Annotated in this window: 13 protein-coding genes and 1 tRNA gene; all 14 read left to right on the forward strand. The window is 58.6% G+C overall.

Going from position 1 to position 11,004, the window contains the following annotated elements; translation table 11 throughout:
* Positions 1–106: 106 nt before the first annotated feature.
* The 14 genes from ruvC (at position 107) to nadA (ending at position 10,915) form a co-directional block, all read left to right on the forward strand.
* Entirely contained in the window at positions 107–634 is a 528-nt protein-coding gene (gene ruvC, locus QMX91_RS24350) for a crossover junction endodeoxyribonuclease RuvC (RefSeq protein ID WP_103303956.1), read from the forward strand.
* Between the two features lie 114 nt (positions 635–748).
* Positions 749–1,357 (forward strand): Holliday junction branch migration protein RuvA, encoded by a 609-nt coding sequence (ruvA, locus tag QMX91_RS24355; RefSeq protein ID WP_003227522.1) that lies wholly within the window; start codon positions 749–751, stop codon positions 1,355–1,357.
* Positions 1,358–2,419, forward strand: a complete 1,062-nt coding sequence (gene ruvB, locus QMX91_RS24360) for a Holliday junction branch migration DNA helicase RuvB (protein WP_003227521.1) — start codon at positions 1,358–1,360, stop codon at positions 2,417–2,419. It abuts the gene before it with no gap.
* Between the two features lie 127 nt (positions 2,420–2,546).
* Positions 2,547–3,014: a tol-pal system-associated acyl-CoA thioesterase gene (gene ybgC, locus QMX91_RS24365; RefSeq protein ID WP_027612533.1), complete on the forward strand. Its 468-nt coding sequence runs from the start codon at positions 2,547–2,549 to the stop codon at positions 3,012–3,014.
* Positions 3,004–3,699 (forward strand): protein TolQ, encoded by a 696-nt coding sequence (gene tolQ, locus QMX91_RS24370; protein WP_007912733.1) that lies wholly within the window; start codon positions 3,004–3,006, stop codon positions 3,697–3,699. The genes ybgC and tolQ overlap by 11 nt, the downstream gene beginning before the upstream one ends.
* A gap of 23 nt (positions 3,700–3,722) precedes the next feature.
* Positions 3,723–4,175: a protein TolR gene (tolR, locus tag QMX91_RS24375; protein WP_161794900.1), complete on the forward strand. Its 453-nt coding sequence runs from the start codon at positions 3,723–3,725 to the stop codon at positions 4,173–4,175.
* A complete protein-coding gene (tolA, locus tag QMX91_RS24380; protein WP_097085954.1) occupies positions 4,175–5,251 on the forward strand; it encodes a cell envelope integrity protein TolA in 1,077 nt (358 codons plus the stop codon). Before tolR ends, tolA begins: the two co-directional genes overlap by 1 nt.
* 17 nt (positions 5,252–5,268) lie before the next feature.
* Positions 5,269–6,549, forward strand: a complete 1,281-nt coding sequence (tolB, locus tag QMX91_RS24385) for a Tol-Pal system beta propeller repeat protein TolB (RefSeq protein ID WP_282413508.1) — start codon at positions 5,269–5,271, stop codon at positions 6,547–6,549.
* A gap of 52 nt (positions 6,550–6,601) precedes the next feature.
* Entirely contained in the window at positions 6,602–7,099 is a 498-nt protein-coding gene (gene pal, locus QMX91_RS24390) for a peptidoglycan-associated lipoprotein Pal (protein WP_003178634.1), read from the forward strand.
* A 6-nt stretch (positions 7,100–7,105) separates the two neighbouring features.
* Complete coding sequence (gene ybgF, locus QMX91_RS24395) at positions 7,106–7,939, forward strand: tol-pal system protein YbgF (protein WP_027612536.1); 834 nt, start codon at positions 7,106–7,108, stop codon at positions 7,937–7,939.
* Between the two features lie 166 nt (positions 7,940–8,105).
* A complete protein-coding gene (queE, locus tag QMX91_RS24400) occupies positions 8,106–8,753 on the forward strand; it encodes a 7-carboxy-7-deazaguanine synthase QueE (RefSeq protein WP_282413507.1) in 648 nt (215 codons plus the stop codon).
* Position 8,754: 1 nt separating this feature from the next.
* The gene (gene queC / locus QMX91_RS24405; protein WP_096795086.1) at positions 8,755–9,447 is read left to right on the forward strand and encodes a 7-cyano-7-deazaguanine synthase QueC; all 693 of its coding nucleotides are present in this window, start codon (positions 8,755–8,757) and stop codon (positions 9,445–9,447) included.
* A gap of 62 nt (positions 9,448–9,509) precedes the next feature.
* Positions 9,510–9,585: transfer RNA gene (locus QMX91_RS24410), tRNA-Lys, on the forward strand.
* A gap of 271 nt (positions 9,586–9,856) precedes the next feature.
* On the forward strand, positions 9,857–10,915 hold the full coding sequence (gene nadA / locus QMX91_RS24415; RefSeq protein ID WP_123588672.1) for a quinolinate synthase NadA: 1,059 nt from the start codon (positions 9,857–9,859) through the stop codon (positions 10,913–10,915).
* Positions 10,916–11,004: the final 89 nt, after the last annotated feature.

Here is an 11,004-nt window from a genome sequence, read left to right on the forward strand (position 1 = left end):
AGCAAGCATCAATGCTGAATGACACACCGCCTTCGCGAGCAAGCCCGCTCCCACATTGGTTATTCGCTGTTTTGAATTTCTTGTTTTTACCGACTCCGCAGGCGTTATGACTTTAATTCTGGGTATCGACCCCGGCTCGCGCATCACCGGTTACGGGGTTGTTCGCGATACAGGCCGCGGCGGCTGCATCTACGTGGCGTCGGGCTGCATCCGTACCGGCGCCGGCGAGCTGCATGAGCGGCTGCAAATCGTTTATCGCGGCGTGCGTGAAATCATTCAGACCTATGGCCCGGTGACCATGGGCATCGAAAAAGTGTTCATGGCGAAAAACGCCGACTCGGCGCTCAAACTTGGGCAGGCTCGTGGCGCGGCGATTGTGGCTGGCGCTGAAGAGTGCCTGGAGATTGCCGAGTACACCGCCACCCAGGTCAAGCAAGCTGTGGTCGGCACCGGCGCCGCCAATAAAGAACAGGTGCAGATGATGGTCATGCACATGCTCAAGCTGACCAGCAAACCGCAGATCGATGCCTCGGATGCCCTGGCTATCGCCATTTGTCACGCGCACACCCGTTCCAGTCTGCTGCCGCATGGCCTGGGTACCGCACGCAGTCGTGGCGGGCGCCTGCGTCTCTGATAGCATCAGCAATCATTTTTGCGGAATGCGGATTTCGCGCCTGGGTCGTCGGCCCGATTCCCGCCTTCCATCTGTCGCCAGCCCACGGCTGGCCAACGCTCAAGGATCTGAAACGTGATTGGACGCTTGCGCGGCACCCTGGCTGAGAAACAGCCGCCGCACCTGATTCTGGATGTAAACGGCCTCGGGTATGAGCTGGAAGTGCCCATGACCACCCTTTATCGTCTGCCGTCGGTCGGTGAACCGCTGACGCTGCACACCCATTTGGTCGTACGCGAAGACGCGCAGTTACTCTATGGTTTCGCCGGCAAGCGTGAGCGAGACTTTTTTCGCGAGTTGATCCGTCTCAATGGTGTCGGGCCGAAACTGGCCTTGGCCTTGATGTCGAGCCTGGAAGTCGATGAACTGATTCGCTGCGTGCAATCCCAGGACACCTCGGCGCTGACCAAGGTCCCGGGGGTCGGCAAGAAAACCGCTGAGCGCCTGCTGGTTGAACTGAAGGATCGCTTCAAGGCCTGGGAAACCTCGCCGGCCATGTTCGCCCTGGTGCCGAACCAGCCGGACGGCCCGGCGCCGGTCAACACCGCTGAAAACGATGCGGTCAGTGCGCTGATTTCCCTGGGCTACAAGCCGCAGGAAGCGAGCAAGGCGATTACCGCCATCAAGGACAAGAATTTGAGCAGTGAAGACCTGATCCGCCGAGCCCTGAAGGGAATGATTTAAGTGATTGAAGCTGATCGTCTGATCGCCGCCGCGCACAGCCCGCGCGAGCGCGAAGAAGTCCAGGATCGGGCCATTCGCCCGGTCAGTCTGGCCGACTATATTGGCCAGCCGACCGTGCGCGAGCAGATGGAACTGTTCATCCAGGCGGCGCGTGGTCGCAGTGAGTCACTGGATCACACGCTGATCTTCGGCCCGCCGGGTCTGGGTAAAACCACGCTGGCCAACATCATTGCCCAAGAAATGGGCGTGTCGATCAAGAGCACGTCCGGCCCGGTGCTTGAGCGTCCGGGAGATCTGGCGGCACTGCTGACCAATCTGGAACCGCACGACGTGTTGTTCATCGACGAAATCCATCGTCTGTCGCCCATCGTTGAAGAAGTGCTGTACCCGGCGATGGAAGATTTCCAGCTCGACATCATGATCGGCGAAGGGCCGGCGGCGCGCTCGATCAAGCTGGATCTGCCACCGTTCACTCTCGTTGGCGCCACGACCCGTGCCGGCATGCTGACCAACCCATTGCGTGACCGCTTCGGTATCGTCCAGCGTCTGGAGTTCTACAGCACGGCGGATCTGGCAACGATTGTCAGTCGGTCTGCGGCTATTCTCGGTCTGCCACTGGATCCGGAGGGTTCTTTCGAAATCGCTCGTCGTGCCCGTGGTACGCCGCGAATCGCCAATCGTCTGCTGCGTCGGGTGCGCGATTTTGCCGAAGTGCGCGCCAAGGGCCATATCACCAAATCGGTGGCCGATCTGGCGTTGAACCTGCTGGACGTCGATGAACACGGTTTCGACCATCAGGACCGGCGCTTGCTGCTGACCATGATCGAGAAGTTCGATGGCGGCCCGGTGGGTATCGACAGTCTGGCGGCGGCGATCAGTGAAGAGCGCCATACCATCGAAGATGTGCTGGAGCCGTACCTGATTCAACAGGGCTACATCATGCGTACGCCACGGGGCAGGGTGGTGACGCGGCATGCGTACCTGCATTTCGGTTTAAACATTCCGTCACGAATGGGCGAAATGCCCGTGGCAGACGAGTTTCTCGATGCCTTGGACGATTGATACACATTTATTGGCGATTTATTCAGCGTTTGTACTGTCACAGGACGGTACTTTTGCGGTAAAGCCTTAAACACTGAAAAAACAGTTGCCTGGCCGGATTGGCAACCCGAGGAGTAAGCACTAGAGTATGCGCGCGCAAAACGGGCTTGAGCCGTTCGCACATCGTTGTCGCGTTTATTACGAGGACACCGATGCGGGCGGCATCGTGTATTACGTTAATTACCTCAAGTTTATGGAACGGGCTCGAACCGAGCGGCTCCGGACGCTGGGCTTTGCCCAGTCGGAACTGGCCGGGGAGGACCTGTTGTTTGTCGTGCATTCCAGCGAAGCGCGTTACCACGCGCCGGCGCGACTGGACGACGAACTGCTGGTAAGCGCTGATGTAATCGAATTGAACCGTGCCAGCCTGCGCTTTAAACAGCAGGTCAGGCGGGCCACGGATAATGTGCTGCTCTGTGAAGGGCAGTTTCTGGTGGCCTGTGTGCGCACCGACAGTTTGAAACCCCGGGCCATGCCCGAATCCTTGCGTGCGGCCTTTGCCGACGCGGGCGGCACGGGTACACACTCAAAGCAGGAGATAAAGCGTGGAAGCTAACGTCGTCGACCATTCCTCCATGTGGAGCCTGGTCAGCAATGCCAGCATCGTGGTGCAGTTGGTAATGTTGACCCTGGTGGCCGCATCGGTGACCTCATGGATCATGATCTTTCAGCGCAGCAATCTGCTGCGTGCCGGTCGACGCGCCCTGGAGAGCTTCGAAGAGCGCTTCTGGTCGGGTATCGATCTGTCCAAGCTGTACCGTCAGGCCGGCAGCAACCCGGATCCGGATTCGGGCGTGGAGCAGATCTTCCGTGCCGGTTTCAAGGAGTTCTCCCGTCTGCGTCAGCAGCCAGGCGTCGATCCCGAAGCGGTGATGGAAGGTGTGGCCCGTGCCATGCGCGTTGCCATCTCCCGCGAGGAAGAGAAGCTGGAGCAGAGCCTGCCGTTTCTCGCCACCGTTGGTTCGGTCAGCCCGTACATCGGTCTGTTCGGTACCGTGTGGGGCATCATGAACTCCTTCCGCGGTCTGGCCAGCGCCCAGCAAGCGACCCTGGCCACTGTGGCCCCAGGCATCGCCGAAGCCCTGATCGCCACCGCGATCGGCCTGTTCGCCGCGATCCCGGCCGTTATCGCTTACAACCGTTTCTCTGCCCGCAGCGAAACCTTGCTGAGCCGCTACTACACCTTCGCCGATGAGTTCCAGGCGATCCTGCACCGCAAAGTGCACACCAGCGAAGAATAAGCAGGTATTTCCCGATGGCTTTAATCGCTCGAGCCCGAAACAAGCGCAAGCCGGTCGCCGAGATGAACGTGGTGCCATACATCGACGTGATGCTGGTGCTGCTGGTTATCTTCATGGTGACCGCGCCGATGCTCAATCAGGGCGTGAAAGTGGATCTGCCCAAGGTTTCCAGCGAAGCCTTGCCGCAGGACAACAACACTCAGGTGCTGACCATTTCGATCAAGGCTGACAAGACCTACTACTGGAACCTTGGCAGCGAAGTCGATACCGAAAAGCAGCAGGACAGGGCAATGACGCTGCCGCAGATGACTGACGCGGTGACCAAGATCATTCGTGCCGGCACCGAAGGTGGCAAGCGTACCCAGGTCTTTATCCGTGGCGACAAGTCGGTCGACTACGGCGCCGTGATGGGTGCCATGGGCGGGTTGCAGAAAGCCGGGGTCGGTAATGTTGGTTTGATTACCGAGGCCCCCTGATGCAGCAACAGCGAGAGCCGTCCGCCTCGGAAAGCTACTTCTGGCCTAGTGTTCTGGCGATTGTCCTGCACGTGCTGGTGTTCGGCATGCTGTTCGTCAGTTTCGCCTTTACACCCGAGTTGCCGCCGGCCAAGCCGATTGTCCAGGCGACCCTGTACCAACTGAAATCGAAAAGTCAGGCAACCACCCAGACCAATCAGAAGATTGCGGGTGAGGCGAAGAAATCCGCCGCGCGCCAGACCGAAGTCGAGCAGATGGAACAGAAAAAGGTCGAGCAGGAAGCGGTGAAGGCTGCGGAACAAAAGAAAGAAGAAGCGGCTCAAAAGGCCGAGGAAGCCAAGAAGGCCGATCAGGCGAAGAAAGCGGACGAGGCGAAAAAGGCTGATGAAGCCAAGAAAGCCGACGATGCGAAGAAAGCCGAGGCCAAGAAGGCAGAAGAGAAACAATTGGCTGATATAGCCAAGAAGAAAGCCGAAGAAGAAGCCAAGAAGGCGGCTGAAGAAGAGGCCAAGAAAGCGGCCGCTGAAGAAGCCAAGAAGAAGATCGTCGAAGACGCGAAGAAGAAAGCCGCCGAAGACGCCAAGAAAAAAGCTGAGGCTGAAGAGGCGAAGAAGAAAGTCGCCGACGAAGCGAAGAAGAAAGCTGCTGCCGATGCTGCGAAGAAAAAATCGCAGGAAGCGGCACGTAAATCCGCCGAAGAGAAAAAGGCTCAGGCCCTGGCAGATTTGCTTTCCGATACGCCGCAGCGTCAGCAGGCCTTGGCCGATGAACAGGGTGACGAAGTCGCGGGCAGTTTCGATGACCTGATTCGTGCGCGAGCAGCGGAAGGTTGGGCGCGTCCGCCTTCGGCACGCAAAGGCATGACGGTCGTGCTGCAAATCGGCATGTTGCCGGACGGTACGGTGACTTCGGTCAGCGTGGCCAAGTCCAGTGGCGATGGTCCGTTCGATGCGTCGGCAGTTGCGGCAGTGAAGAATATTGGACGTTTGACAGAAATGCAGGGAATGAAGCCGAGCGATTTCGCTCCGTATCGTTCATTCAAGATGACATTCACACCTGAGGATCTAGCCTTGTGAGAAACCTTCTTCGAGGAATGCTGGTCGTGATCTGCTGCATGGCAGGGATCGCGATGGCTGATGAAAAGAACATTCTGGTCACCAGCGGCAGCGATCGGGCCACCCCGATCGCCGTCGTACCGTTCGGTATGCAGGGCGGTGCCGTGCTGCCGGACGACATGGCCGAAATCATTGGTAACGATTTGCGGAACTCGGGCTACTACTCGCCGATTCCAAAGCAAAACATGATCAGCCAGCCAAGCCAGCCGAGCGAAATCATCTTCCGTGACTGGAAGGCGGTGGGTGCTCAATACATGATGGTCGGCAGCATTGCTCCTGTGGGCGGCCGTCTGCAGGTGCAATGGGCACTGTTCAACGTGGCCACCGAGCAGAAAGTGGCTGACGGCAGTGTCTCTGGTACCACCGAGCAACTGCGTGACATGGCGCACTTCATCTCTGACCAGTCGTTCGAAAAACTCACCGGTATCAAAGGTGCGTTTTCGACCCGTCTGCTGTACGTGACAGCCGAGCGTTTCTCCGAGAAGAACACTCGCTACACCCTGCAGCGTTCGGACTACGACGGTGCCCGTGCGGTAACTCTGCTGCAATCGCGCGAGCCGATCCTGTCGCCGCGTTTCGCACCGGATGGCAAGCGCATCGCCTACGTGTCGTTCGAGCAGAAGCGTCCACGGATCTTCATGCAGAACATCGACACCGGTCGCCGTGAGCAGATCACTAACTTCGAAGGCCTGAACGGCGCACCAGCCTGGTCGCCGGATGGCAATCGCCTGGCTTTCGTACTGTCGAAAGACGGCAACCCGGATATCTATGTGATGAACCTGGGTTCGCGTCAGATCACTCGTGTGACGGCAGGCCCTGGCATCAACACCGAACCGTACTGGGGCAAGGATGGCTCGACCATCTACTTCACCTCGGACCGTGGCGGCAAGCCGCAGATCTACAAAACCAGCGCCAGCGGCGGTGGTGCCGAGCGTGTGACCTTCATTGGCAACTACAACGCCAACCCGAAGCTGTCGGCTGATGAAAAGACGCTGGTGATGATTCATCGCCAGGATGGTTTCACCAATTTCAAGGTGGCGGCCCAGGATTTGCAGCGAGGTAGTGTAAAGATCCTCACTGATAGCACTCTGGACGAGTCACCCACTGTTGCGCCCAACGGCACCATGGTAATCTACGCCACCCGCCAGCAGGGCCGGGGAGTCTTGATGCTCGTGTCCATTAATGGACGCGTGAGGCTCCCGCTTCCTACCGCACAAGGCGAAGTCAGAGAACCGTCCTGGTCCCCTTACCTGAACTGACGCGGCGCTTTACGTTTTACTTAACACACTGGGGTTCATTAGGAGTTTCACGATGGAAATGCTGAAGTTTGGTAAATTTGCTGCGCTGGCTCTGGCCATGGCTGTAGCTGTAGGTTGCTCGTCCAAAGGCGGCGACAACGCCGGTGAAGGCGCTGTTGATCCAAACGCTGGTTACGGCGCAAACACTGGTGCCGTTGACGGTTCCCTGAGCGAAGAAGCTGCTCTGCGCGCAATCACCACCTTCTACTTCGAATACGACAGCTCGGACCTGAAGCCAGAAGCCATGCGCGCTCTGGACGTTCACGCCAAAGACCTGAAAGCAAACGGCGCTCGCGTTGTTCTGGAAGGCAACACCGACGAACGTGGTACTCGTGAGTACAACATGGCACTGGGCGAGCGTCGTGCGAAAGCCGTTCAGCGCTACCTGGTACTGCAAGGTGTTTCCCCAGCTCAGCTGGAACTGGTTTCCTACGGCGAAGAGCGTCCAGTTGCTACCGGCAACGACGAGCAGTCCTGGGCTCAAAACCGTCGCGTCGAACTGCGTAAGTAATTCGATATGCGAACGTGCCGTCGTGCTGTAACTGTTCTGGCTCTCAGTCTCGCACCGCTTGCGGTGTGGGCTGCGGTTCCTGTGGTCGATGACAACTCCGGTTATAACAATAGCGGGAGCAGCTATCCGCCTGCGGGTTACGGTACGAACGGCGCCTATGCCGGGGGAGCGGCTTCGGCCCCTGCCTCGGCACAGGGCATGCTGTTCAACCAACTGCAACAGATGCAGGATCAGATATCCCGCCAACAAGGTGTGATCGAAGAACTGCAGAATCAGGTTGCGCGCATGAAACAGGAATCCCTGGAGCGATACCAGGATCTTGATCGGCGCATAGGATCCGGTGTTGCACCTGCCGCGACTCCTGAGAATTCTTCTGCCGGTGGCGATGCAAGTGCTGCTGCCGGTGCTGCCGCTGGCGCCGGGGCTGCTGCCCAGGCACCTGCTGCAAGTAGCGAACCGGGTGATCCGGCCAAGGAAAAGCTGTATTACGATGCCGCTTTCGACCTGATCAAAGCCAAGGATTTCGACAAGGCCAGCCAGGCTTTCTCGGCATTCCTGCGTAAATACCCGAACAGCCAATACGCGGGCAATGCCCAGTACTGGTTGGGCGAAGTGAATCTGGCCAAGGGCGATCTGCAAGGTGCAGGTCAGGCTTTCGCCAAGGTGTCGCAGCTCTATCCCAAGCACGCCAAAGTGCCGGATTCGCTGTACAAGCTGGCTGATGTAGAGCGCCGCCTCGGTCACACTGACAAGGTCAAAGGCATTCTGCAACAGGTGGTTTCCCAATACCCGGGGACCTCCGCTGCTCAGTTGGCCCAACGCGATCTGCAACGCATGTAAGTGTGTTTGACCCGTTTGGAAGAAACCCGCGCTTGTCGCGGGTTTTTTCGTTAGAATTCACGCCCTTTTTCTGAAACACGCTTCTGGTGATCTACGCGTTGGCGGGGTTGTCTGAAGTGCCTGACGGAGGCGGACAGCCTGTTTAGCTGTTACGCCCGTGGCGACTATGCAAGACACATTGAGAATTACCGAAGTTTTCTACTCGTTGCAGGGGGAAACGCGGACTGCCGGGCTGCCCACGGTTTTTGTGCGCCTGACCGGTTGCCCATTGCGTTGCCAATACTGCGACAGCGCCTATGCGTTCAGCGGCGGTACGATCCGCACCCTCGACGATATCCTCGAACAAGTGGCCGGGTTTCGCCCGCGCTACGTCTGTGTGACCGGCGGTGAACCGCTGGCGCAGCCCAATGCCATCCCGTTGCTCAAGCAATTGTGTGATGCCGGTTACGAAGTGTCACTGGAAACCAGTGGTGCACTCGATATCTCGGCGGTAGATTCGCGCGTCAGTCGCGTGGTCGACTTGAAGACACCGGATTCCAAAGAGGCGCACCGCAACCGCTACGAAAACATCGAACTGTTGACGCCCAACGATCAGGTGAAGTTTGTCATCTGTTCGCGGAACGACTATGACTGGGCGGTTTCCAAACTGATCCAGTACGGTCTCGATCAACGTGCGGGTGAAGTGCTGTTTTCCCCAAGTCATCATGACCTCAATGCCAGGGATCTGGCGGACTGGGTGGTGGCAGACAACCTGCCGGTGCGTCTGCAATTACAGCTGCACAAGTATCTTTGGAATGACGAGCCGGGGCGCTGAGATGACTGAACAACTGAACACCACCGAACAGCGTGCAGTGATTTTACTGTCGGGCGGTCTGGATTCGGCCACGGTCGTGGCAATGGCCCGAGCCGAAGGTTTCGCCTGTTACACCATGAGTTTCGATTACGGCCAGCGCTCCCATGCAGAGCTGCATGCCGCCGCGCGCGTCGCTCGCGATCTGGGTGTGGTCGAGCACAAAGTGATCGGCCTGAACCTGAATGGCATGGGCGGCTCGGCGCTGACCGACACCAGCATCGACATCCCGGAAGAGCTGGGCGAGGGCATCCCGGTGACCTACGTACCGGCGCGCAACACGGTGTTCCTGTCGCTGGCACTGGGCTGGGCTGAAGTGCTCGGCGCGCGTGACATCTTTATCGGTGTCAACGCGGTGGACTATTCCGGTTACCCGGATTGCCGTCCGGAGTTCATCGAGTCGTTCGAGCGCATGGCCAACCTGGCGACCAAGGCGGGTGTGGAGGGCAACGGTTTCCGCATTCAGGCGCCGCTGCAGAACCTGAGCAAGGCGCAGATCGTCCAGGCGGGCGTGAAGCTGGGCGTGGATTACGGCCTGACAGTTTCCTGCTATCAGGCGGACGATGACGGCCGTGCGTGCGGCAAATGCGACAGCTGCCGCCTGCGTGCAGAAGGCTTCGCAGCGGCCGGTGTAAGCGATCCAACACCTTATTTTTGATTTTTTTCAAAAAGGTGTTGAATAGTCCTTAAAAATCAGTATTATACGCGCCACCACACAGCGGGTCGTTAGCTCAGTTGGTAGAGCAGTTGGCTTTTAACCAATTGGTCGTAGGTTCGAATCCCACACGACCCACCATATTTGGCGGTTTAGAAAATCCGGAAGGCCCACGAAAGTGAGGATTTCCGGGTTTTTTTTTGCCTGCGATTCAGGCACCTCTCCCTTGATCGTTGCCTGCGCTGACACAGGTCAGAATCATCTTTTGTATCAACGGGATATTCTGTAGCCTTGCGCAGCTTCAACGCTGTCCGTGCCTGATAATACTCACTCTCCCGGCGGTACCCTCAAGTGGTCCGGAGCCGGGTGTATACTCGACTTTCGCGCGAAAGCGCCTGCAGGTCTTGCGAACATGACGCAGATTTCCGAACGCCTTCTGGTTCAAGCCCACCTCGATGCCAAACAGCCCAAACCGCTGACTGCCGAGGAAGAGGCCTACTACCGTTCCGCCATCGCCGCCGAGCTCAAGGCTCAGGACGCGGTGCTGGTGGCCCACTTCTATTGCGATCCGGTGATTCAGGCCCTGGCCGAAGAAACCGGCGGCTGTGTGTCTGACTCCCTCGAAATGGCGCGCTTCGGCAACGCTCACCCGGCCAAGACCGTGGTGGTCGCCGGCGTGAAGTTCATGGGCGAGACCGCGAAGATCCTCAACCCGGAAAAACGCGTGCTGATGCCCACCCTGGACGCGACCTGCTCGCTGGACCTCGGTTGCCCAGTGGACGAGTTCTCGGCGTTCTGCGATCAGCACCCGGAGCGTACGGTGGTGGTGTATGCCAATACCTCGGCCGCGGTCAAAGCCCGTGCTGACTGGGTGGTAACGTCGAGCTGCGCACTGGAGATCGTCGAAAGCCTGATGGACAACGGCGAGACCATCATCTGGGGCCCGGACAAGCACCTGGGCACCTACATCCAGCGCAAGACCGGCGCTGACATGCTGCTGTGGGACGGTGCCTGCATCGTCCACGAAGAGTTCAAGTCCAAGCAGCTCGAAGACATGAAGGCGCTGTACCCGGACGCCGCGATTCTGGTGCATCCGGAGTCGCCGACCTCGGTGATCGAACTGGCGGATGCAGTAGGTTCCACCAGTCAGTTGATCGCTGCCGCGCAAAGCCTGCCGAACAAGACTCTGATCGTCGCCACCGACCGTGGCATCTTCTACAAGATGCAGCAGCTGTGCCCGGACAAGGTCTTCATCGAGGCGCCAACCGCCGGTAACGGCGCGGCGTGCCGCAGTTGCGCACATTGCCCGTGGATGGCCATGAACACCCTTGAGCGCACGCTCAAGAGCCTGAAGGAAGGGACGAACGAGATCTTTGTCGATCCGGCGCTGATTCCGCAGGCGATCCGTCCGTTGAAGCGCATGCTGGATTTCACCCAGGCGGCGCGGATGAAGCTGACGGGTAACGCCTAAGCTCTTTCTGCCAGACAAAAAACTGTGGGAGCGGGCTTGCTCGCGAAGGCGGTGTATCAGTCGATGCAAAAGGTGACTGATACACCGCC

The sequence above is a fragment of the Pseudomonas sp. PS01299 genome (genome assembly GCF_029960145.1).
Classification (GTDB): Bacteria; Pseudomonadota; Gammaproteobacteria; order Pseudomonadales; family Pseudomonadaceae; genus Aquipseudomonas; species Aquipseudomonas putida_A.

Coding starts and splice junctions, on each gene's coding strand:
- ruvC (WP_103303956.1), top strand. CDS start 107: ATGACTTTAATTCTGGGTATCGACCCCGGCTCGCGCATCACCGGTTAC.
- ybgC (WP_027612533.1), top strand. CDS start 2,547: ATGCGCGCGCAAAACGGGCTTGAGCCGTTCGCACATCGTTGTCGCGTT.
- tolA (WP_097085954.1), top strand. CDS start 4,175: ATGCAGCAACAGCGAGAGCCGTCCGCCTCGGAAAGCTACTTCTGGCCT.
- tolB (WP_282413508.1), top strand. CDS start 5,269: ATGCTGGTCGTGATCTGCTGCATGGCAGGGATCGCGATGGCTGATGAA.
- pal (WP_003178634.1), top strand. CDS start 6,602: ATGGAAATGCTGAAGTTTGGTAAATTTGCTGCGCTGGCTCTGGCCATG.
- ybgF (WP_027612536.1), top strand. CDS start 7,106: ATGCGAACGTGCCGTCGTGCTGTAACTGTTCTGGCTCTCAGTCTCGCA.
- queE (WP_282413507.1), top strand. CDS start 8,106: ATGCAAGACACATTGAGAATTACCGAAGTTTTCTACTCGTTGCAGGGG.
- queC (WP_096795086.1), top strand. CDS start 8,755: ATGACTGAACAACTGAACACCACCGAACAGCGTGCAGTGATTTTACTG.
- nadA (WP_123588672.1), top strand. CDS start 9,857: ATGACGCAGATTTCCGAACGCCTTCTGGTTCAAGCCCACCTCGATGCC.